Annotated in this window: 22 protein-coding genes; 14 read left to right on the top strand and 8 right to left on the bottom strand. The window is 40.6% G+C overall.

Annotated features, from left to right (window positions below; all coding sequences use genetic code 11):
• Positions 1–126: 126 nt before the first annotated feature.
• The 4 genes from R3289_RS14975 (at position 127) to R3289_RS14960 (ending at position 2,576) form a co-directional block, all read left to right on the top strand.
• A complete protein-coding gene (locus tag R3289_RS14975) occupies positions 127–1,221 on the top strand; it encodes a hypothetical protein (protein ID WP_318926492.1) in 1,095 nt (364 codons plus the stop codon).
• Between the two features lie 348 nt (positions 1,222–1,569).
• Complete coding sequence (locus tag R3289_RS14970) at positions 1,570–1,833, top strand: hypothetical protein (RefSeq protein WP_318926491.1); 264 nt, start codon at positions 1,570–1,572, stop codon at positions 1,831–1,833.
• Positions 1,834–1,947: 114 nt separating this feature from the next.
• Complete coding sequence (locus R3289_RS14965; RefSeq protein WP_318926490.1) at positions 1,948–2,259, top strand: hypothetical protein; 312 nt, start codon at positions 1,948–1,950, stop codon at positions 2,257–2,259.
• 20 nt (positions 2,260–2,279) lie between these two features.
• Complete coding sequence (locus R3289_RS14960) at positions 2,280–2,576, top strand: GNAT family N-acetyltransferase (RefSeq protein ID WP_318926489.1); 297 nt, start codon at positions 2,280–2,282, stop codon at positions 2,574–2,576.
• A 379-nt stretch (positions 2,577–2,955) separates the two neighbouring features.
• Here R3289_RS14960 and R3289_RS14955 read toward each other — a convergent pair whose 3' ends face one another.
• Positions 2,956–3,462, bottom strand: a complete 507-nt coding sequence (locus R3289_RS14955) for a glycine cleavage system protein R (protein ID WP_318926488.1) — start codon at positions 3,460–3,462, stop codon at positions 2,956–2,958.
• A 331-nt stretch (positions 3,463–3,793) separates the two neighbouring features.
• Here R3289_RS14955 and R3289_RS14950 point away from each other — a divergent pair, with 331 nt between their 5' ends.
• Both R3289_RS14950 and R3289_RS14945 read left to right on the top strand, forming a co-directional pair.
• Entirely contained in the window at positions 3,794–4,210 is a 417-nt protein-coding gene (locus tag R3289_RS14950) for a phasin-related domain-containing protein (protein ID WP_318926487.1), read from the top strand.
• A gap of 156 nt (positions 4,211–4,366) precedes the next feature.
• Entirely contained in the window at positions 4,367–4,726 is a 360-nt protein-coding gene (locus R3289_RS14945; protein ID WP_318926486.1) for a phasin family protein, read from the top strand.
• 225 nt (positions 4,727–4,951) lie between these two features.
• Here R3289_RS14945 and R3289_RS14940 read toward each other — a convergent pair whose 3' ends face one another.
• Positions 4,952–6,001, bottom strand: coding sequence for a hypothetical protein (locus R3289_RS14940; protein ID WP_318926485.1), 1,050 nt, complete (start codon positions 5,999–6,001; stop codon positions 4,952–4,954).
• A gap of 465 nt (positions 6,002–6,466) precedes the next feature.
• On the opposite strand from R3289_RS14940, the gene R3289_RS14935 reads away from it, so the two are divergent.
• Complete coding sequence (locus R3289_RS14935) at positions 6,467–7,888, top strand: alanine/glycine:cation symporter family protein (RefSeq protein ID WP_318926484.1); 1,422 nt, start codon at positions 6,467–6,469, stop codon at positions 7,886–7,888.
• Positions 7,889–7,997: 109 nt separating this feature from the next.
• Here R3289_RS14935 and R3289_RS14930 read toward each other — a convergent pair whose 3' ends face one another.
• From R3289_RS14930 to R3289_RS14915, 4 genes are all read right to left on the bottom strand, one after another.
• Positions 7,998–9,248, bottom strand: coding sequence for a DEAD/DEAH box helicase (locus R3289_RS14930; protein ID WP_318926483.1), 1,251 nt, complete (start codon positions 9,246–9,248; stop codon positions 7,998–8,000).
• A 289-nt stretch (positions 9,249–9,537) separates the two neighbouring features.
• Positions 9,538–9,726 (bottom strand): hypothetical protein, encoded by a 189-nt coding sequence (locus tag R3289_RS14925; RefSeq protein WP_318926482.1) that lies wholly within the window; start codon positions 9,724–9,726, stop codon positions 9,538–9,540.
• 213 nt (positions 9,727–9,939) lie between these two features.
• A complete protein-coding gene (locus R3289_RS14920; protein ID WP_318926481.1) occupies positions 9,940–11,004 on the bottom strand; it encodes an alanine/ornithine racemase family PLP-dependent enzyme in 1,065 nt (354 codons plus the stop codon).
• Positions 11,001–12,200, bottom strand: a complete 1,200-nt coding sequence (locus R3289_RS14915; RefSeq protein ID WP_413466709.1) for a DUF1611 domain-containing protein — start codon at positions 12,198–12,200, stop codon at positions 11,001–11,003. The genes R3289_RS14920 and R3289_RS14915 overlap by 4 nt, the downstream gene beginning before the upstream one ends.
• A gap of 695 nt (positions 12,201–12,895) precedes the next feature.
• Between R3289_RS14915 and R3289_RS14910 the strand changes: the two genes are divergently transcribed.
• Positions 12,896–13,144: a hypothetical protein gene (locus R3289_RS14910; protein ID WP_318926480.1), complete on the top strand. Its 249-nt coding sequence runs from the start codon at positions 12,896–12,898 to the stop codon at positions 13,142–13,144.
• 64 nt (positions 13,145–13,208) lie between these two features.
• Here R3289_RS14910 and R3289_RS14905 read toward each other — a convergent pair whose 3' ends face one another.
• Positions 13,209–13,526, bottom strand: coding sequence for a PilZ domain-containing protein (locus R3289_RS14905; RefSeq protein ID WP_318926479.1), 318 nt, complete (start codon positions 13,524–13,526; stop codon positions 13,209–13,211).
• A gap of 367 nt (positions 13,527–13,893) precedes the next feature.
• Between R3289_RS14905 and R3289_RS14900 the strand changes: the two genes are divergently transcribed.
• Both R3289_RS14900 and R3289_RS14895 read left to right on the top strand, forming a co-directional pair.
• The gene (locus R3289_RS14900; protein WP_318926478.1) at positions 13,894–14,169 is read left to right on the top strand and encodes a nitrogen fixation protein NifW; all 276 of its coding nucleotides are present in this window, start codon (positions 13,894–13,896) and stop codon (positions 14,167–14,169) included.
• A gap of 37 nt (positions 14,170–14,206) precedes the next feature.
• The gene (locus R3289_RS14895) at positions 14,207–15,319 is read left to right on the top strand and encodes an NADH:flavin oxidoreductase (RefSeq protein ID WP_318926477.1); all 1,113 of its coding nucleotides are present in this window, start codon (positions 14,207–14,209) and stop codon (positions 15,317–15,319) included.
• Positions 15,320–15,521: 202 nt separating this feature from the next.
• Here the strand turns inward: R3289_RS14895 and R3289_RS14890 are convergent, their stop codons facing one another.
• Entirely contained in the window at positions 15,522–15,908 is a 387-nt protein-coding gene (locus tag R3289_RS14890) for a hypothetical protein (protein WP_318926476.1), read from the bottom strand.
• Positions 15,909–16,356: 448 nt separating this feature from the next.
• On the opposite strand from R3289_RS14890, the gene R3289_RS14885 reads away from it, so the two are divergent.
• From R3289_RS14885 to R3289_RS14870, 4 genes are all read left to right on the top strand, one after another.
• The gene (locus tag R3289_RS14885) at positions 16,357–16,749 is read left to right on the top strand and encodes a hypothetical protein (protein WP_318926475.1); all 393 of its coding nucleotides are present in this window, start codon (positions 16,357–16,359) and stop codon (positions 16,747–16,749) included.
• Between the two features lie 335 nt (positions 16,750–17,084).
• Positions 17,085–17,528 (top strand): hypothetical protein, encoded by a 444-nt coding sequence (locus R3289_RS14880; RefSeq protein ID WP_318926474.1) that lies wholly within the window; start codon positions 17,085–17,087, stop codon positions 17,526–17,528.
• Positions 17,529–17,708: 180 nt separating this feature from the next.
• Positions 17,709–18,620 (top strand): hypothetical protein, encoded by a 912-nt coding sequence (locus R3289_RS14875; protein WP_318926473.1) that lies wholly within the window; start codon positions 17,709–17,711, stop codon positions 18,618–18,620.
• A 373-nt stretch (positions 18,621–18,993) separates the two neighbouring features.
• On the top strand, positions 18,994–21,078 hold the full coding sequence (locus R3289_RS14870) for a hypothetical protein (RefSeq protein ID WP_318926472.1): 2,085 nt from the start codon (positions 18,994–18,996) through the stop codon (positions 21,076–21,078).
• Positions 21,079–21,767: the final 689 nt, after the last annotated feature.

Here is a 21,767-nt window from a genome sequence, read left to right as displayed (position 1 = left end):
AATATTGAGATAAAAAGCCCCCTAGAGTCGGATGTGGAATCTACTACTTTAATCACAGTATGTAGGACATGTTTCTCTATATTCTCACCGGCTGTTGTTACTTTACGATGCTAAGGAGAGCGGAGAATGAATCTGGAACAGCAACGTCATCGAGATCAGCAAACGTTTATAGAGAGCGGGCAGAATATCGAAGTCGGCACCTTGCAAGGCTTTCCGTTAACACTGGCACAACTCAAAGCCATATCTGTTGAATCAATCTATGTGGTAGAAACATTTAATTCCGGTCTCACCGCGGTGGTTTATCATCTGCGAATTAACGACCAAAGCTGGACGTTGAAATTAAAAAGGGAAGTCAGTTTGGTCAATAATATTGATGGCCAAACATCCTTTTTAAACGAAGTTCAGCGCAGGCGAGATCTGACCGAACTGAAACAACGTTATCCCGAATGCTTAAAGCATATCGTCGATACCCAATTTGCCTCATTCAGAGACGGTATTATTCTGTCACCGTGGGTTGAAGGTAAACCGTTACCCACATTAAATCGCGATGTATTCCAACAGATTTTTTCTACCATAGTAAACCTTGAACTGAGTGGACTGTTCGAGTGGGATTTCTGTCCGGGCAACATTTTACTCGATACCCAAAACGAGATAAAACTGTTCGACTTTGGTTATATGTATCAATTTGATCCTAAGACTCACTTTAATAGCAATGGTCAAGATACGCCGCTATTTCATGGCATAGAGCGGTTCGAAACCCGTTTCTTTTTTGATTTTTTACTGAAAAACCCACTCAATCTATCTACAGAGGCATTATTTGAGCTGTATAAGCTCGAAAAACAGTGTGCGCTACAAGCCTATCAGAAGAAACTACAACGGCTTGTTGAACTCGGCGCAGACGCGAGTGTGATTACCTGGCAGCAGGCAATTAATCATCGTTGGCAGGCTGCACTGGGTAATGAGGTTACTTTGCGAGAGTTATATCTTGCAGAAACCTACCGTTCCAATGTTCTTGATCTACTCGATGATTTACACGGCCAGTCTTGCACTCCCTATACCTTGAAAAAAGCGGATTTAGCTCTGAAGCTAATTGACAACAACTTCGATCAATTACGTGCTGGAGACGTCTTCTTCTTGGGCGATGAAACACTGAACAAAAGCGAACTGATTGCAAAGTACAGCCAATTTAGAAAAGATGCTGTGCATTTTCAGTTAAGCTAAATTATCTGGTTTACATGTCATCTATGAGTGCCAGCGAAGCGGCTGGCCCTTGTCATAATCTGAAATTTAACAGTATCTGCTTGAATATCCTCTAAACTATCATGACAATAACGCATTCATTCTTCACGAAATTATTTAAACGACAGGCTTGATTGATCGTAAAACAAACAGTAAGAAAGGTGTGCATTCCTCCCCTGTCGGCTATTAAGTTGTTGTTATTGTTTTATTATATTTTCGCGTCAGATTGGGTTGTATCTGTTCGAATAATTTGAATAACTACAGCAAATTTTTACGCTATCTTCCTTTGGGTTCAGTACCTATAGTTATCTCAACAGCGAAGGATTGGCAATGGGCCCTAAAATGGCAGAAAAAGCTATCGAGGCAGCAAAAGCCGATTTGGAGAACATTCCTTTACAGGCAGAAGAAACGGAACAGGAAATCATTTCCACGCAGAAGAGTATACCGGTTTGGAAAAATTCTGAGCAAGATAGGTTTGAACTAAATATCACACAAAAGAAAATAACGAGTGGGGGGCCTGTTACGCAGGAAAGCCAGATACACCATCTCATCCTTTTACTTAACTTTACATGCATTCAGCCTTTGTTTACCTAAAAAGCACTACTATTAATTTATAAATATGACTCCTTTTCCTGAGCCGAACACGTTTTATGCTCAGTAAGGTGAAGGAAATAATAGCGGCTAAAACGAAATGATGGAGAAACTAAGATGAAAAAAGTAAATGTTGTTCTGTCGTCTATGATGATTGCTTTTTCTTCAATATCACTTGCTGATATCAGTGTGTCGGATACGCAAAGCGGGGCGTGGGTAACGGTAACAGAGAACGGCCAGCCAGCTGCGAATGCGACAGTGTCACTAAAAAACCTGCCTAATAATCGTAATACGTTCCAGACTAATAAGAAGGGACGTGTATTTGTACCGCTATCATTGAATCATTCAAGATCCATTAAGTACGTAGCGGTGACGGAAGATGGAAACAAGTATAGTCGTTACGCTTTCCACGGCGAGCACAAGCGCTAATCATCAAGGTAGTTAAGGCCATGATAACCAAACGCGAATACAGTGTTGAACACGATACGGCTAAGCAACAGTACCGAGTACAAGTTCAGCCAGAACATTGGGCATTGGTGAGCTATACCAAGCAGGATAAGGTTTTATATCTTAACTATTCTGAAGTGCCTCATGAACTGAGAGGGCAAGGTTACGGCAGTGTATTAATGGAAGCGGTGTTAGCGCAGATTGAGTCAGATGGCTTCAAAGTTGTCCCTGTCTGCAGTTACATTCGTCGTTACATCGACAGGCATCAACGCTGGATATCGTTGCTTGCTGATGCCTAGTGTGAGCTTTACAAATTATGTGGTTTCTCGGTAAGCAATCACTTACTTTCTATGTATTCTGATTGAGCCTCAAAAATTAATTCCGGATCGTGCCACGAGACAGCGCCACATTGAGTACAGGTACATTCGACCTCATAAAAACACGTGCCCAGTGGAGGATCGGTCAGAGGCGGATTATCTGCTGATTGTTGATATCTAATTTCGTGGAGTGTTGTACCGCAGTTCACGCAGACTACCGGATATGACATGACGACCTCCCCTGACGATAGTTATCTTTCAGTGTAGCCCGATTTTTGGGACCAGGACGTGTATAAGCAAAAAGCGAATCCTATGGGATCCGCTTTTTTCGTAGCAAGCCATTTATCCATAGGAAGCAATGCTAACTGATCACTTCGACTCTCATATTTTCCTCGACCTGCTGAACGGCTTCTACCAGCTGTTCGATACTGACTTCGGCTGGCATATCCACGGCTAATTCAGCAAAAAATACGGTTCGGCCGAGGTCAGCTAGCGCAACACGATGGTTTTCAATTTGAATGATGTTTATACCGATATTATCGAGTATATGGCTAATATCGTTAACGATTCCAAGGCGATCAGTCGATTCAACTTTCAACGTTATTTGTTCGCGTTTACTCTGGCTTGCCGGTTCAGTGTTTTCGACGATACGGACATGAAATTCTTTAAGAGCCTTGAGCTCCTGTTTTAATTGATCAGCGGAAGCTACTGGAATTTCTATTTTGATGATACCGACTAATTGCTGATCTAAGCGGCTAATTTTGCTAACTAACCACTTTCCCCCAAGCTTATGGGTTGTAGCTGCGAGTTGACTGACTAATTGCGGATGATCCTGGCCTGCAATAGTAATTGTAAATTGAGTATTCATAAGCCACCCCTTGCGTTGATACGTCCTGTATTTAATGCTTTATAACCAAACGAATAAGAAATCGACAGGTCATATAATCAAACTAGCAAGCAACCAGATATCGTGCCGTGATTGAGTTCATACAATCCATTGATTCTTTAGATCAATCGTCTTTATATCCAAGTTATATCTTAGTTGTGATGTTAACTAATGCCAATCGGGATCACCGACCTGAAGTCTAAATAGCTATTTTAGTTAGAACACTCTAATTTAAATTCTTATTCTGTTTATAAGCAATCAGGTAATCCCCACAGGCTGATTAACGATTATATGAGCGAAAGAGGGCACAACAATGGGCATATTCAAACAGCAAGTAGAAGAAACCGGCAAAGAGAAAAATCTTGTTCGTGACGCGTTGGTTCATAACATCTGGCTGGCCGGTTTAGGTGCATACGCAAAGAGTACTGATGAAGTAAACCAGTTATCAGGTAAAGGTAAAAGCTTATTTGATGAGTTGGTTGAGCGCGGCCGTGCCATTGAATTAAATACCAAAGAACGTGTACATACGGCTCGTAGCCACACTTCCGTTGCGATTGAAGAGCGTGTGCACAAAATGGTGCAGAAATTTGTTGGCATTGACAATGATCAGCTAGATCGTGTTGATGACAAAATCGACCAACTAACGGCAAATATTGAGGCGTTATTAGCTCGCAAACAAGAGCAAAAACAGCCTGCAACAAAAAAGAAACCCGTTAAGACTGAAAAATAAGCCGTTGCTAAAGATGCACAAGCCACTCTGGCGTAAGTACGCCGTAAGTTAGCAAAAGTCGCCATACCAGATAGTAATAGGAAGACTGGTTTCGGGGTGAGTCACTAACGATTAACCATTGTATAGATCAGCGCAGAAGCGTATAAGGGTATGATTATGAACGATAAAACAATAGTGAAAGCGGCTAAGAATGTCGTAGAGAATGGTGAAGGTGTTGCGCGCAATATCTGGTTAGCAGGTCTTGGTTTATATAGCCGTACACTGGAAGAAGCCCAGCAAGTTAATGAGAAAACAACAACCGTGTTTGATGAGCTGGTTGAACGTGGTAAAGAAGTAGAAACTCAGACAAAAGAACGGATTGCTAAGAAAGCAGAGCAAGTCACCGATGAAGCTGAAGCGGGTAAGAATGATCTGTTATATCGCCTAAGCGGAATTGATCGTGAAAAGCTTGATCATATGGATAACAAAATCGACAGACTGACCCAAGCAGTCGAAAAATTGGCAGAAATAAAATAGCTGTCGATACTTGGTTACATCTCTTAACCCAGAAGGAATGTAACCTTGTTCGGATTGTCACCTCACCATGGGTGACTGTCTTTTAGGTTGCACATGTGCCATGCATGTGCGCCTTTTTTGCTTAATAAAAAGGAAGAAAAGTCCGTAGTCAGGCAGCTACAGCGGATCCTATCAGAGCGTCGATCCTGGACCCGCTCGCCTTCTATCTCATATTCTTGTCTTTGCTCACTTTTCGGTATCGGCCAGGCGGCTTCCGCCAAGCAGAGAAAACAGGCGACTGTTTTCCTTGCCTTCATACCTGCCGTGAACGAAGTCTCTCAGGTAGTGAAAATTCAGCAGATGCCCGGCCCCATTCTTAATGTAGATATTTCCCACCGTTTTTTTGCTGCCAGCCTTGAGTACGCCAACCTGTGCGACATAATCTTCTTTGTTCGCGAAGTGCTCGGTGAATGGAACCTGAGGTCGCTGTGCGTCGGTACAAGAATAGGGATATTCATCATGTGCAGAGGCGAAGGTGTAGATTTCCAGTTGACTTAGCAGTGGATTGGCACTGTGCTCTTGAAGCAGCATCTTGACGACGTTTGATATGATGAGGCCTCCCTGGGAGTGGGCAATTACCACGATCTTGTAAGATTTTTTCATCTTCTCATCAGCGGTTCTCATCTGCTCCTTAACTTTTTTTAGTTCACTCCAGATGTGATCCCTGGCGGATTCTGCGATGGCAGTATTACGGTTGAAGGCTCTTCCATTCATGACTTCCATTAAATCCGCCATGAAACCATTGCCAGGGTTGTGCAGTGGGGTGATGGGGCGCCTAAATATATCGCTGAGCATGCGGGCATTCACCGTTGCCATGTCCTCGTTAGTTCCGATCCCATTTAGAAAGAACCAAGTTTCATTTGGCGTGGGGTTGATTTTGTGGACATCCACAGGAGGGTGCAATGGGGTGATTTTACATTCTTTTTTAAAAGGGGTGAGATCGATGAAAAAATTCATCAGCGCTTGCGTATAGCGATCACTATTATCATAATATTTTTCGTTGAGCTCGCTGTCATCAGCACTAAAAGGCTCCAGCGGTTTTTCGCCAAGCACTTTCGTCAGGAACCCTACTTTTGCAAATTCTGTCAGGAACTCCTGGATGAATAGTTCAAGCTTTTCGTGCTTATTATTAAAGAGAGATGTCGCTTTCTTTAATCCGGCCCACCACAGGAGCCTCACGATTTTCTCTCCCATAACGAGCACTAAATACTTTTTACTTCTGTCCCTTTCAGCCATCGCGATGACCCTCCTGTATCCCTGTGTAAAAATAAACGAGATTGATCCGGCTGTGTTTATGATCTCGACATGTATATCGAGCGCACTCGCTTGGAAGTATAGTTTGAAACCGATTTTCTGCACCCGCTTAGGTGCCCTCACTTTTGACGGCACCTATAAGATTGAAAGGGATCGCCATGCCCAACCGGACAGATAGTATTTTTAGCTGTGCGGATACTTTTGGCGTTGAAATAACCCAAACGACTCAGAGATTTCCGACCAAAGATGTTATGACCGACTATACTTTTTTCAATTATCAATTCAGGGCTGGCACTACATCACAGACGTTTTGGTGGCTCAGCAATCACGCTTCGTCATTCCGTAAAGTGAGGAATAAACTTATACGGAATCTAAAGAGCATGTGGTTAGTATTTGACCCCGGATATCTCGTTCCTCTATTCCGGGATGACATGTTTAGGAGTAGAGATGGAATTATTAGAAAGCTTTTTTGGTGTAATTGGAGATCTTACCTGGGGGTGGGCACTTATACCGTTCCTGGTAGTATTAGGTCTATTTTTTACTTTTGTTACCGGATTTGTTCAATTTACGTTCTTTGGGCGTATGTTCCGTGTCTTATTAAACAAAAACCAAACAGCCGACAGAAACGCAATTTCGGGTCGTGAAGCACTTTTATTATCTGTAGGTGGCCGTGTTGGTGGCGGTAACATTGCAGGTGTTGCTGTTGCAATAACGCTTGGTGGCCCTGGTGCGGTATTCTGGATGTGGGCTATTGCACTGGTTGGTATGGCAACAAGCCTGGTAGAATGTTCACTCGCTCAGCTTTATAAGCGTAAAGAAGGCGATGTATTTCGGGGTGGTGCAGCACGTTCGATAATTCATGGTCTTGGTGAAGACTACAGGTGGCTTGCTTACCTGTATGCTGTTTGTTTGATAGCTTCCTTTGCGATTGGTTTTAATGCTTTTCAAGGAAATACGGTTGCAGGGGCAGCTCAGGATAGCCTGGGTATTGACCGCATGTGGACGGGGGGCTTGCTAGCGATTGTTACTGGTTTCATTATTTACGGTGGTATTAAACGTATTGCTAAAACTGCGGATGTTATCGTACCTATTATGGCGATCGGATATGTAGCAATGGCGCTTATCGTTATTCTCATCAACATCACGGAGATCCCTGCAGTCATTGTGAGTATCGTATCGAATGCATTTGGTTTGGAAGAGGCAGTAGGTGGCGGGATGGGGGCTGCGATGGCACAAGGCTTGCGCCGAGGCTTGTTCTCAAACGAAGCGGGGTTGGGTTCCGCGCCCAATGTCGCCGCAACGGCAGATGTTACTCACCCAATCAGCCAGGGGATCACGCAGTCTTTATCGGTCTTTATCGATACAATCCTAATCTGTAGTTGTACGGCATTCGTTATCCTCCTGGGTGATGTTTATGTACCTGGCGCAGAAGGTATTGATGGTGTCGTTCTGACTCAGCAGTCATTAGTTTCACACATAGGGGACTGGTCTCAGTACTTTCTGACCGGGGCGATTTTACTCTTTTCTATTAGTTCTATTATCTACAACTACTACCTGGGGGAAAACGCCCTCACATTCATGTCACAGAACAAACTGTCTGTACATATTCTTCGCTTTGTTGTGATCGGGATTATCTTTATGGGCGCCGTTGCTCCGGGAGCAACCTCGGTGTTTTTCTTCTCAGATCCAATGATGGGTATTCTTGCTATCGTTAACTTGTTAGTACTTATCATGCTGTTTCCTACACTTATCCGTATTTTGAAGGACTATAAGAAGCAACTCAAAGCCGGTATTGAACATCCGCTGTTCAACCCGAAAGATTTCCCTGATCTAGACATTGACCTCAAAGCATGGAAGCCGAAAAAATAATAGCGTGATTAATTAACAGATCACAACAAGCTCATTATAAAAAAAGCGAGTGCTGCAATTGCAGTACTCGCTTTTTCTCAATGTTGAGCGTCAGGCTCTCAGCCTGTTATTACCGTTTGTTCCTATCTTGAGTCCGGCCGTTAGCTGGTTTGTTGTTTTTTGAATTATGGCGTCCGGCGTTTTGCTTATTCTTTGGAACGTAATTCAAAATAGATACCGGTACTTCTTTGCTGGGTACAAAGCCTTCAATCTCTTTTCGGGTAATAAGATGCCCCAAGCGACTTTCGATTGCGCAAAGGTTTCTGAAATCATCTCTGGAAACAAAGGAGATCGCTTCGCCAGAAGCGCCAGCACGGCCAGTACGACCAATACGGTGAACATAGTCATCAGCTGGGTAAGGTAAGTCATAGTTAACTACACGCGTCAGCTCGTCAATATCGATACCACGCGCAGCAATGCCGGTTGCTACCAGTAATTTGAGTTGACCCGATTTAAAGTCAGCCAATACTTTTGCCCGTGCATCCTGACTTCTGCCACTGTGAATTGCTTCAGCTTTAATTCCGCGCTTTTCAAGCTGGCTGACTAACTTCGCTGCACCGTGCTTTGTTTCGATAAAAATAAGCGCCTGATCCCAGTCATTCTCTTGAATTAAATGGCTCAGCAATGCCGATTTTTTGTCTTTATCGACAGTAATTAACCATTGGTCAATCTTCGGGGTCGTAGTGCTATCGGAAGAGACTGATATTTCTACCGGATGTTCAATCGCGGTTTTGGCCAAGATGCGAACCTGCTTTGACAGTGTGGCCGAAAATAGCAGGTTTTGTCTTTGTGAAGGTAAGCGTTCAATGATCTTATTAATGTCTTCGATAAAGCCCATGTCGAGCATTCTATCGGCTTCATCTAAAACCAGTATTTCTAGCTCATCAAAATGCACGGCTCTTTGGGTATACATATCCAGCAGTCGACCAGGAGTCGCAACCAAAATATCGACACCTTCTATGAGGCGCTGCTTTTGCTCTTTGTAATCAACACCGCCATACATCGCCAGCGAGGTGAGGTTCAGATGCTTGCTGTATTGCACAATATTGTCTTCAACCTGCACCGCCAGCTCTCGGGTTGGCGCAAGGATGAGGGCGCGAATGCGTTTTGCTCGTACGGGATGCTTATCGCTCAGCATTTGTAATATCGGTAATACAAAACTAGCTGTTTTACCTGTACCCGTCTGCGCGGCAGCGATAAGGTTCTTACCCGTCAATATGACCGGAATAGCCTTCTTTTGAATAGGCGTAGGGGTCTTGTAGCCTAATTCGGTTACAGCTTTTAAAATCGGATCGCTTAATCCAAGGTTGGAAAATGGCATTTGGAGTCTCAGGTGTATGATTAATAAACAACTGTTAATGCTGGAGGCTAAAACAGAAGAACATGGACGGGCATTCTAACATGAAGGAAGAGTATCAGGGATACCCACTCGTGCATCATTCGCACCGATACGTCATGGCAGTTGAAATTGTCTTATCGTTTCATTGCCCCGGAAAACCCCTCATAGTCAGCCTGGCCTCCTGACTATTTGACGAAATTTAGTTTCTAGGGACATTTTCATCTCGATACTTAAGGCTCTTCACTCGTGTACGCCGGCGTAAACAAAGATATCAAGATCTCGTGTTAGTTTTTTTTCCGAGTATTTTTAGCGTCAATAATCGTTGTTTGCTAGAAAGTTGATATTCATGCATCATTTTATCTTGAATATCGGAAAGAAACGCTCTTTCCCAGAAGCTAAAGGCGTCGAAATTAAGCAAAATCGCATCATTTAATTGGGTAAATACAGCATGATCTTTCATTTTCTTCCTTTATTTAGGGACACTTTTTTACTGGGAACTCGCCCTTCGGGAGGGAGGCAGACTACTTTTGTGTTAAATTCTGCATTTTGAACGTAGTATACTAGAGATCACACTCGTTTTATGGTGCGACTAACATTATTCACTGCCTGATTGTAGATGCAAGGTACAACCAATAAGTATCGAAGCCCCCAATGTGAGATGAGTGGAAAAATCCTAATTCTCAATGAGGCATTTATGAATAAACGGTGACGACATAGAAGATAAAAGAGCGCTGTAATTCAATTGAAACCGAACTTCTTGCCCTACAGTTAAAGCAAAATCAGAGGTTTCGACAATAAGGTGATCGCTGGTTGATGCGACAATAGTTACCCCTATAGGCGGCTTAAGCCCTTCGATGCTCACATATTGCCGTCCGATGGCTAGAATAGCTTGTGAAACATTGCCTCTATCTAAGGTTTTTTGCTGCTCGCCAAAAGCATTCAAACCTAAATCCCCCCATGGCAATGACGGTTTTTCCTTCGATTCGATAACTTCAGCAATCAGAATTATGGCGTCAGTAAAAAGACCATCAATGGTTTGTTGATAAAGGGTTTCACAGCCTAAAAAAATCGCTTCTCCCACCCGTAGGTGATTGATTCGATTTTTTTTCTTATTGTTAAATGCCCAATTAAGGTTAGCGGAATTTCCTCCAGAGACAATATCTAATGTGATACCGAATTTTCTTTCTATTTCATCGGCAAGATCTGACAAATTAGACATTTTATCGTGATCAGGAGCTACCCCATAGCGGCATGTCAGGTTCGTTCCGATTCCTTTAAGTACAATGTTTGGTAAATGAATCATCTGACGGATAAAATCCTCGAGATTGTCTTGCATCACACCTTCACGAAGATCACCTAGCTCGATCATGATCACGACACCATGAACGCGACCAGAACTGCTGGCGGCCTTTGATAGCTGCTTAATGACGGCAAGCTCTGTGTTGAGGCTAATATCACAAGACTGAACCACCCTCGAGACCTGACTCAGCATCGGGGAACGGATTAGCATCATAGGAACATTGATGCCTGAATGTCTCATACTCTCAATATTTTCAATTCGCGAATCCGCGATCATATCAGCGCCTGCATTGATCAGTGTTTGCACAATTTCAGGGTGCCCTAAACACACTTTAGTGACAGGGGTAACTGAGATGCCTTTTTTACCTAATCGGTTGAACAGTGCATGAGCGTTATGATGAATTTTGGAGCAATTTATTTCTAACCTAGGATTATTCAACTCTTATTAATCATAAGTTTTTCATTTAAATGAGGAAATGCAGACAAAACCATGTGTAGAAGATGTTCTTTAGGTTGAGATAGAGCATCCGTGACTGGTATAGAAAACTCAGCGGAATATTCTTGAATCTTAAATAGTATTTCATCAGAAGACATATTTTCGTGATTAAGAGTTAACCCTATAACCGGAGTATCCGCAAACATTTCAATCAGTTCTATTTCAGAAGCAATAGATGGCATTGGCATTTTCGGGAAATCACTCCGGCTTAAGCGGTTAGGTGCGTGTTGTAAGATCACACCTGTTGGGCAACTTCCACGTAATATAAATGCACTCGTTGAGAAAGCGGGATGACTTAATGCTCCTTGTCCTTCAATAATGATCAGATCTGGCTCCTCTAATTCGTAGGCTTTTACAATAATGGCTTCTAGTTCTCCTGCGCAGAATTGAGAGGGGACGGCATCTAAAGCGACACCATAGGGGGCACCTTGAATGATTCCCGTTTGTCCTGTCGCGATCATGACCACATTAAGACCATGTTCCTGCAGAGTCTTTGTCAGCATAGTGGCTGTTGTGCGCTTTCCTATTGCACAATCGGTGCCCATAATGGCTATGCGTGGACATTTTGTATCATGTATTTTCCCACTAAATGCTTGCAAATCTTTTTTATTTTTAGGGCGACGAATATCTAAAATCTCAACATTATTGGCTTTGCTTGCCTCGACTAATTGAGGGTCGTCGTTAAGAAATTCGTGCAGTCCATTGACGATATTCATCTTTAGCGCCATGGCTTCAAGAATAAGACTTCTTTCAGACTCAGATAACATCCCACTGGATGGCGCGAGACCAAAAATGAAATAGTCAGGTGTCTCATCCGCGATAGCAACAGCTTCGCCCAAATTCGAAACAATAGGGATTTCATTGGCTTCGTCACCAAGTACGACACCGGAGTCTAAGCCCGCTTGCTGACTATCAATGACGGAAAGCACTCGATAATTTTGTGAATGCCTAACAAGTCCATTGGCAGTTTTACCATCAATTTTCCCAAAGTTGGCTTCGCAATAAATGATAGCCGTTGGTATAGATGCTTTACTCTGATTGAGGGTAGAAATGGAAGGCATTGAAATGTGAATATTTTCCATCTCATTATTTTTAATGAAAGGATTTATTTTAACTATATTTTGAGTTTGTTCTGACATAGTACCACCGAAATATTTTTTTAGGCTTAGAGGGCGACGAGAGCGTGCCGAGATGCCATATCGGAAGTTAACCAGAAGTCCCTACTAAGCGGTAGGGAGAGGGAAGACAATAACACAGTTAGAAAGTTATTGTAGCGATTTGTTAAAAAAAGACAGATGGAAGCTGTGCTGATAAATCGATCATTAAAGATATATTAATATATTCTCTTAGGGATTATACATTTTAATATTTTTAATATAACTTCGCTTTCTGGTTTATATGTTGAATTTTATTTTTAGTAAGATGTTAGAATCGATGTGAGATAACGCGAAGATAAAATATATTAGTATTAAATATATTAGTATTAAATTGGGACGGTGGGTCCATCCAGCTGAAGAGCAAGTCATGAATGTTACCCCTTTGAAAAATTATGACTCAGTTCTTTCATCGGCCAATCATTGACACAATGCAGCGCAGAAGCGCTCTCTGTTGTATTGATATGTTTTACAGCGGTTGTCGCAAACATGGTTTCAATCACCTTCTATCACCTGTAAAGTACGCAAACTATTACCCTAAAGGCTCTCATGCACCTTGGTTAACGGTAGTGTTTCAAACAATTTTTAACCGCCAGCTTCATCCGTCATTAAATGATGAGACTGCGCCGTAGGGCGTAACAAGCCGGTGGATTTGCTTAGTAAGAAAGAGTGTTGAACAAATGAATAATGAACTTGATGTAATTAATAACCTGGAAGAACTAGAGCGTTTTCTATTGTCTATTGAAAATGGCGGTCTGGGTTTAAAAGACGTTGCAGGTGTAGGCATGGCAACCAATAATTCTGATGGCCGCCATTTCGTTGCAGTATTCGATAATAGCCAGCAACTTATTCTGGCGCGCTGGGTCACTCAAGACGTTTTCGATAATGGTAAAGATCTTGTCCGTAATGGCCCAAAAAGTCTGCACTAAGGTTTTTTGCCTTAACACCGAGAACACTGGCAACACATAGTTGCCTTGCTGTAGGCGCCGTCAGTTAACGACTGACGGCGTTTTTCTGTCTCGAAATAGCATATCGGGCAAATGGCTCCACGACAAACTGTAATGCCATCCCCAACGCCTCCTGACGCATCACGCGCATCTTAAGAAAAGGCATTGATTCGTCCCAGCCATCACCTTGGATTTTTGCCTCGACCACCAGCCCATCGTCGACGGCAGTTATCGAATCGAACGTCAGGAAAACCCCGCTATCCGACATATCCCTGACCTTACCAACCACAGTACCGAAAGAAGGGTGGTTCAGTATAACCTCATAGTCTGCTTGGATACGTGAATGTTTGCGCCTCTCAATCATAATATTCCCTTAAATAGACAAACTCTCCACAAGAAGAGAAAAGGAGAAGATAAACGATTTGTACTGGATAATATTAAACTTAGAGCATATTTATTCGGAACGCGAACAGCTCAACGCAATTGATACCATGTTATCCATCGTCAGAGTGTCGAGAACGATGAGATCAGCTCAATTTAGCGACTAACTGACCAACCGGTTGAAAGTGGATGAGCGAATTCAAAAAGGGGCACTATTCAACGACGAGAAGTTTTTTGTGCTCCTATGTCTCGATAACAACCTATAAAAATCGAGTGAAATACGTGCTTGATCAATGATTGAATACCCATGCTCACCTAAACTGGCGGAAATATCTCCATCAATTTAGATTATGAGCCAAGCCGATATTCAACAAACCATCGCTAGTTTTACGTCAATAGAGCAAGCGTTGGCGTATTTTGATATTGACTTTGATAGCCGTTTTATCAACGAATACCGCACACAATTAGTGAAACGCTCTAATGGATACTTGCTCCTTGAAAAACCAGATGATTGGTTTTCAGCCCGTCGCGCATTTAAAAATGCGTATTGCAAAGTACAGCGAAGTCGTTTAGATCCTCACTCCCGTTCTGCCTGTCGAGGGTGCACTTCGTGTCAGCGTCGCTAAATAGTGTGCTAGATAATAATTTTTAAGAGGATCGAACTTGAGTACTTTGTTTGCTGAAACCCGTATTGGCAATATGACATTAAAAAACCGCTTTATTCGAAGCGCGACGTGGGAAAATATGGCGACAGAAGAGGGCCATATGACGGATAAGCTATACGCCATCTACGAAGAACTCGCTAAAGGGGAAGTCGGTCTAATTGTAACGGGCTATGCCAATATTGTAGAAGAAGAGAAGCCAAATGCCGGCATGATGGGAATGTACAACGATTCCTTTATCGGCGAATACAAAAAGCTCACTGAGTTGGTACACAGTAATGATTCTAAAATAGTTATGCAACTTGCCTACGGCGGTACAAAAACCACTCACAATGTCGGTGAAAGGGTGATCTATGCGCCGAGTGAAGTGTGTGAAAAAGGCACACAAACATTAGGCAAAGCGATGACCAAGGACGAAATAGATTACATCGTTCAGGCATTTGCTCAAGCAAGCCGAAGAGCGCAAGAATCAGGGTTTGATGGGGTCGAAATACACGCGGCACATACCTATTTAATTAATCAGTTCTTAAGCCCTTATTACAATCGAAGAGAAGACCAATATGGCGGCAGCCTAGATAATCGAATGAGATTGCTATTAGAGATCTATGCTGAAATAAGAAAACGTGTTGGTGATGCGTATCCGATATTAGTTAAATTGACGGCATCTGAGTTTTTTGAGGGGGGCTTAACCTTTGCTGAAACACGCATGGTGTGTAAAAAATTAGAAGCGATTGGCGTGGATGCAATCATCATCTCAGGTAATATCCATGGTAAGGCTGATACCGTGATTGGCGAGCATTTTGATGGATATACCATTCAACAAGAAGGTTATTTCCATGAATATGGGCATGTTATTAGTGAAGAGGTGGATATTCCCGTTATTACCGTCGGCGGATTAACGGATATTGATGCAATAGAAGAGATTGCGAATAAAACCAATATTCAATACTTTGCTCTCTCAAGACCGTTGTTGTCTGAACCGCATTTAATTAAGCGCTGGAAAGAAGGCAACAGAGCGCCAGTTGATTGTGAAAGGTGCTCAAAATGTCGTACAAGACGCGGGAATTTCTGTGTTGTTAAGAAGGAGAGAAAGTCGCAATTAGCTCGCTTATAAAATATCCAGCAATATCTCTCTGTCCTGTATCAAGTCAGTAAATCATTGCTGACTTATTTTTGCCCCAAGTTTTTTACGAAGAAAAAGTATTCAGCTAATAAACTACGCGTCATATAGTATTTTCCTACTACCGACTTAGTGTCTATGAAGTCGATAGTTATTGGTTTTCACTTGTCGACTCACCTTTAGCTCATGGTCATAATCACTCAATAGTTTCAAAGTGGAACTTGTATTCACGTACACCGTCTATCTGAACACCTTTTTCTCTCAACTCAAGGTACTGCTGAATCTTAACTGTTCTGAAATCCATAGCCTTCAGCGCAAGGATTATCCGTAGTTCATCCATTGAACGTGACTTAGATTCAGAACTACAAGTACCGCAGACAACATAAGCCTTTTGTTTAAAACCAATCTTATTAAGCCAGTTCAGCTCTTTTGGTTCTTTGCGTTTGCCACAAAAGTAGCAGCGATTCTCTTGCTTCAATGCTGCCTGTTCCCTCAAAGCTTTAGGGCTTGGTGATTTGATTGGTGGGGGAGTGTTAGTCTTCTTACTACCACTGAACATAGAGAACTGAACTACATTAGACATTTGGATTGCTCTTACTAATCAAGGTATACAGCATATAACTGAACATTATTGTCATGTGCCTTTATATCCTATTCCTAGTGCATTCAATTAGTCAAATTACCATTTTACGCACTGTACTTACTGGTTAAGGGGCTTAGCCTGGGTTCGACGTGAGTACTACAAGGCACTTATCTAAGCGAGTTTTGCCATACTTCAATTAATGATCTGCCAAATTAGCAAAACATCTGACTCATTTCTGTCCCTTTATCTTTTAGGCCACTACAGATTAGCTTAGGAGTGGTGGCCTATAAACCATGTTTTTAGTATTAGCTGAGTGATCAGCGTTACCTCGCTCTGCGCCTCGCCCTAAATAATCCATGGCAATCCAGTCTTCAATGTCTATTGAGATAGTATTTTGCTAGAAAACGAGCATAATCTTGCTACACAACTCTCAAAGAAGAAATTACCTATGACTGATTTTCAATATTACTTTCATCAACTTCCTTGTTTTAACTGTAAAAAAACCACAGTGAGCACTGATCTTGGTTGGTTAACGGCTGCGATGAAAGATGATGTCCTAGCGCAAGTGGCTGCGATTATCGCGCAAGGCAACGTTGAGCCAGATCTTTCGGTGAGCGTTACTTGTACTAAAGACGAAGCGCGTGATTACTTATTGCTGAATTTCTATGGTTACTCAGAAGAAGAACTAGCGAATCAAGTTGAAGCGGAAGATGAGCAAGAAGTCGCGGATGAAATAGCAGAGCTACTGGCAGAAGGTAACGATGCAGCAGTTTTTGAACACGAAATCGCACTACAAAGTTGTACTGATTGCGATATTGATGAAGAGTCAAACCAAGCGTAATCAATAAACTTAAACATGTTCGTCATACGTAACATGATGTTCTATTTATTTAAGGCGTTAGCTGAAAACAGCCCGACCAACCTAAGTCGGGCATGTTGGCCAATTGCAAAATTCACCGTATATTTTCTAATGAAATGGTTTGTTGCAGATGCCAAGTTCAAATTGATTTTTTCCAGCAACATGTCAGCGTGATCTCGACTGACAAAGTTCTGCCCCAAATTTTGTTTCAACATACTAACCACTCACTTTTCTAAACCATCATTTGACTTACTTTTACTTATACCAGTATTGTGTCTATGAGAATGAGGAACCGTCACACCTCAACAGGAGTCATTGTGAGCAACCAATCTACAACCAAGCTCGTTAAATGGTTCTGCTATACTGTTGCAATTGGCTTAATACCATCAGTACTACGATTTCTTAGCAGTTCATTTATTGAAGGAATTGACTTAATTTCAGCTGCAGATTTCATCGCATTTGGTTTTGTACTTCACATCTCAATTTTTAATGAATTGGAACATATGTCGGGCGACGAAACCTGGAAGTCGTTTAGCAATACAGGGTCAATTATCGCTATTGTATTATACGGAGCGTTAATGTTCGCATTGCTTATAATTGAGTCCGGGTATGACAAGATAAAACTTGGACAGCTCACTAATTCATCAATGGTTCTAGCTAGTTGTTCTTTCGTGTTTTGTTTTATCGTTTTCTTCAGGTTAACAGCAAAAGCAAAATCTGAAACTAGAATTACATCCCATGGTGGAGAATCGCCATGCTAGCAGATATCTTAATTAGCGTTATAACGTTTATAGCTGTTATTGCAACAATCATTTTTTCGGCGTGGACGTATATTGACACCAAGCGCAAATACTCGCATCAACAATTTTTGGAAGAAAGAAAAAAAGATCATAAAGAAGCGCGAGAACGTTTCAAAAAACGGACTATGTTAGGAAAGCGAAATGATTAAAAATTTCATTTATATAGATGAAGATAAATTATATTCTTTATCCTCACAACTTTTTGAGGGTGTGACTGAATATGTTCTCAATGAGCAACAACTCGATGAATCTAATGAACAACAATCTAAAGATAAACTACTTTCGAGCAAGGTAATTGCTGATGTTATTCGTGAAACAAGTAAATTTACCGAAAAAAAATTCCTACATGACCATTCGTTTAATCTGTTTGAAGAAGAGCTAAAGTCCACTGGTCGGTTACTCGATTTGAATGATGTAGAATATTCTTATTCTGACATCTGTGACTCAGGTAAGTCTTTTGTAAAAATCGAAGCAAAGGGTAATTTTCTTAACTTGAAAGAGCTGCAAGAGTTTTTCAAACACTTTAGCGATATTAGTGATGCTATCGCTACCCTGCCTTTAACTGCTGAATTACAAGAGCTTGAACGAAGAAAACATACTGACCCTAAATTACAGAGCACAAAAAAATTACAGGCAGAGATAGATAACCTGATTCGTGAGCGTAAGGCTGAGTTAGCTGGTATCCCCAAATTATCACAGAAAGGCTTCAACACCGTCTTGGAACATTTTGGAGATGATATAGTTCGCCTTAAGCAAGAATACGGTGATACCACATTTACATCATGCCTAAATAGTGATTTTTTAAGAGATTCGTTAACTGCGATATACCGAAAGTACTCAAGAAACACATCGAAAAAATTTATTGTATTAGGTGTGATCTGCCAATGTGAACCGGCTCCTAGTCCTAATCTTGACAATGTTGCTGATGATTCAAATATTTTCTCCCATTTCGAGAACATGGGAGAGCATTTATATAACTTAGAAACTACCTTTAACGGTATAAAAGGCAATGAGATCATTGTCGAGCCAATTGCTATTTATACGCAATTATAACCAAGTAAACAGATACACGTTGAACCCTAATGAGGGCGTTGAGTAGGTAGAGATAGATGCTTTGCCATATTTCATCTAATTGATGCTTTGTTAAATTAGCAAATCACTGACTCACTTTTGTCCAACAGTATGCCAGGTGCTTCCTCTGGCACGCTTATACCCCGTTCCAAGTTAACGTTAATACTCAGTGCAATTCACGATACTGAGTTTTTCACGTACATAAACTAATGGATAGACGAAAGGCCTATCAGGGCATCCTTATTTGGTTCACTAGCACTATCTATCTCGCTCTGTGAGTTTAAAAGGTGTATTCTGATTTAGTACCATGTAACCCAGAAAGCTATTGATATTATTGTAAATATAAGGTGTGACGATGAATCAATTGTTCTCTACTCTGACTACATCGACTTACGATTGGAGTATAGATTTTAAAACAAAGAAGGATTTTATAGCGGTAGCTAACGAAATAGGTTACACCTTCACCTCTTCTAAAACGACTAATGAAGTCACGGACTTTATAAAGAGAAGAATAGTATCGTTACTTACTTCAAATGAATGTCCTTACGAAGATTACATCACGGTTTTTAACCAATTTTCTTATGATTTCTATTGTAACAGTAAAAACCCTAATGAATTCAAATTTCTTGCTTACCTCAGATTCTTTTTAAATTTTCTAGATGGGTACACCATCAATGAACAAAAATGGATAGAGGCACATAAACTAATACAAAATTACATTTATATGGCTAATCATAATCATCCATATTTATCTCTAAATGAACAAAACGAAATCATATCAGAAGCAGTGAAAAGGTTCAGAAAAAAAGGAATCACGGTTGATGTAATCGAAGGTAAAATTCACTTAAGTGATGATCAATTCAAAAACATTCTGCAAAGAATCGATTTTAGAGCCAAAAAATTAGGTGACAAACTTTATCAAGATATTCTTGAAAGAATTAAATCATGCTATAGGAGAAAGCATGATAGATTTTACTTGAGGAAAGAGTTACATCCAACAAACTCTCAACCAGAGCAAAATATTCCTTTTGGTTACCTTTATAACCTGTCAATAAAGAATTTGAATACAGTAAAGAATCATCAAGCAAAAAAGCAGATATCAGAGATTATTGAGCTATCGAAAGATCTAATGACAATATTAGAGCTGCAATGGTTAAATCCATACGAAAGCATTTTTTCAGGTCAAGATATAATCCCGTATTTGCGAAAAAATTTATTGCACGATGAACTATTCACTGTCCATCAGTATAGTAATAGTAATGCCAGAAAAATAATCAACGGTATGTTCAATAAAAATCATAATGCCAAAATACCCAATGATATAGATTTAAATATTTACATTGATATTTTTGACATAGTAAACACAACACCGAGCATTAATATACAGTCCATAGAAGAAGTAGAGCTATATTCTAAATTATTAGGGAAATATACAAAAAATGCGATAAACAGCGCATTGAATGAACTATGTATAGAAGAAAATCAAGTTAATAGTGACTATCTAAATCCTTTCGATATAAACGCGATAAACTACTACGAAAAACCATTTATTAAAAAAAATGAAAAGATCCTTTATTTAAACTCATATTTTCATAACGATGGATTTGTATGGTTTTTAAGAGATAAGCTGAAAAATGATTGTGCTCAAATAGGCATAGTAGGAAAAAGATTTAACGACTTACGTGGAGATATATCAGAAGAATTTATAAAAAACCTATTGAATGCAAAAAAAATATCTCACAAAGCTGGATTAAAATACAAAGTTAAAGGAAACGTTTTTCAAGAGATTAGTTCAAGTTCAAAAGATGGTGAATGTGACTTTATCATTGAAACTAGTGACAGAATCATCTTCATTGAAGAAAAATCTAAAGAGTTGGACATTGAATCAAAAAGCGGAGATATCTTATCAGGATTGTGGGACTTAGCTTTATCACTACTAAATTCTCAAGAGCAAATTTGTAGGCATGAATACTTACTTAGAAAACAAGGAAAAATTGAATTCGAGAATGGGTTCACTCTTGAACTTAAAGACAGAAGTATTGAAAAAGTGTCTTTGACACTCTTCGATTTTTACAGTCTAGCAGATGTTAACAGCGTTAGAAGCATTCTGATATCATTCATCAATTCAACTATTAGTACTACTGATAGTGATCCGAAAGTAATCGAGAAAATTGAAAAAATAAATAAAACATTTAGAAAGCTGCAAAATATTTACAAGAGTGATATCTTTAAAAATGAGTACATCAACCCAGACAATTCTCTCAATACTCTAAACAGCCGATTCTTTAGTTCAAATCAACTAATTACAATGTTAGGTCACTGTACAGGCAACGAAGAATTTCTCAGCATAATGAATAAAACTAAAGCTGTGTGTAACAATAGCCAAGACTGGTTTTTGATCTTCAACCACTTTGCAATAGACTTATACAAGAATAAATAACAGATCTAAGCCGCTCCACAGAGCGACTATCAAAACTTGTTAGTGCTAAAGGGTTAAATGCCGTTTCATGTTAGTTAGCATTTTTATTCCAATTGTTCGGGCAGGCCTTGCCCAGCGCCAGTATTCCTTATTCCCATCATTCATTCTTAGCTGGCTAGAGTAATATACCTAACTTGTTTTGCCATAACTGAGATAATTCGGGAAGGGTTAAATTAGCAAACGCTGTAACTCAGAACTATCCAACTTCCTGCCAGCTTCACCATCTGGCACGATTTTACCCCCCTTTCTTGTTAGATTTTCTACTCATTAACATTCTGTTTATGCCGATTTGCCATACGTAAACTAATAGGGTGATAAGTGAGGATGAACTCCTAAGGGGCATAGATGCTTATGTGTGATAACTGATTAGATCTCACAATTTGGACTGAGTTACCTTCCTCAAAAGGTCTACGATTAGAAAGCTATTTAGCATTGAGTTTAGAGCGGTATGTAGGCGGTAGCTTGCATTTTAAGATACACGACCCACATGCGTATATATTTTTCAACGAATATTGGCTTCGTGTATTTTGGCTATCTGGAAGATATACGAACAGCGTGCGTTGAATAAAATGTTAGGCAAATAATGCATGACCGAGGGAAACTATAATGACGAATGACAAGTGCTCTCTATTATCCGAAAATGGAAATCC

Origin of the sequence: Photobacterium sp. (assembly GCF_033720175.1) — a bacterium.
Taxonomy (GTDB): Bacteria; Pseudomonadota; Gammaproteobacteria; order Enterobacterales; family Vibrionaceae; genus Photobacterium.
Note: the sequence above shows the minus strand (reverse complement) of the source record. Positions and strands in the feature narration are given on the sequence as shown.

Excerpts from the sequence above, each read along its gene's own strand:
- R3289_RS14930 (WP_318926483.1), bottom strand. The coding sequence starts at position 9,248 with ATGCCATTTTCCAACCTTGGATTAAGCGATCCGATTTTAAAAGCTGTA.
- R3289_RS14870 (WP_318926472.1), top strand. The coding sequence starts at position 18,994 with ATGAATCAATTGTTCTCTACTCTGACTACATCGACTTACGATTGGAGT.
- R3289_RS14945 (WP_318926486.1), top strand. The coding sequence starts at position 4,367 with ATGAACGATAAAACAATAGTGAAAGCGGCTAAGAATGTCGTAGAGAAT.
- R3289_RS14960 (WP_318926489.1), top strand. The coding sequence starts at position 2,280 with ATGATAACCAAACGCGAATACAGTGTTGAACACGATACGGCTAAGCAA.
- R3289_RS14910 (WP_318926480.1), top strand. The coding sequence starts at position 12,896 with ATGAATAATGAACTTGATGTAATTAATAACCTGGAAGAACTAGAGCGT.
- R3289_RS14875 (WP_318926473.1), top strand. The coding sequence starts at position 17,709 with ATGATTAAAAATTTCATTTATATAGATGAAGATAAATTATATTCTTTA.
- R3289_RS14955 (WP_318926488.1), bottom strand. The coding sequence starts at position 3,462 with ATGAATACTCAATTTACAATTACTATTGCAGGCCAGGATCATCCGCAA.
- R3289_RS14915 (WP_413466709.1), bottom strand. The coding sequence starts at position 12,200 with ATGTCAGAACAAACTCAAAATATAGTTAAAATAAATCCTTTCATTAAA.
- R3289_RS14965 (WP_318926490.1), top strand. The coding sequence starts at position 1,948 with ATGAAAAAAGTAAATGTTGTTCTGTCGTCTATGATGATTGCTTTTTCT.
- R3289_RS14975 (WP_318926492.1), top strand. The coding sequence starts at position 127 with ATGAATCTGGAACAGCAACGTCATCGAGATCAGCAAACGTTTATAGAG.
- R3289_RS14940 (WP_318926485.1), bottom strand. The coding sequence starts at position 6,001 with ATGGCTGAAAGGGACAGAAGTAAAAAGTATTTAGTGCTCGTTATGGGA.
- R3289_RS14950 (WP_318926487.1), top strand. The coding sequence starts at position 3,794 with ATGGGCATATTCAAACAGCAAGTAGAAGAAACCGGCAAAGAGAAAAAT.
- R3289_RS14935 (WP_318926484.1), top strand. The coding sequence starts at position 6,467 with ATGGAATTATTAGAAAGCTTTTTTGGTGTAATTGGAGATCTTACCTGG.
- R3289_RS14925 (WP_318926482.1), bottom strand. The coding sequence starts at position 9,726 with ATGAAAGATCATGCTGTATTTACCCAATTAAATGATGCGATTTTGCTT.
- R3289_RS14890 (WP_318926476.1), bottom strand. The coding sequence starts at position 15,908 with ATGTCTAATGTAGTTCAGTTCTCTATGTTCAGTGGTAGTAAGAAGACT.
- R3289_RS14970 (WP_318926491.1), top strand. The coding sequence starts at position 1,570 with ATGGGCCCTAAAATGGCAGAAAAAGCTATCGAGGCAGCAAAAGCCGAT.
- R3289_RS14905 (WP_318926479.1), bottom strand. The coding sequence starts at position 13,526 with ATGATTGAGAGGCGCAAACATTCACGTATCCAAGCAGACTATGAGGTT.
- R3289_RS14885 (WP_318926475.1), top strand. The coding sequence starts at position 16,357 with ATGACTGATTTTCAATATTACTTTCATCAACTTCCTTGTTTTAACTGT.
- R3289_RS14900 (WP_318926478.1), top strand. The coding sequence starts at position 13,894 with ATGAGCCAAGCCGATATTCAACAAACCATCGCTAGTTTTACGTCAATA.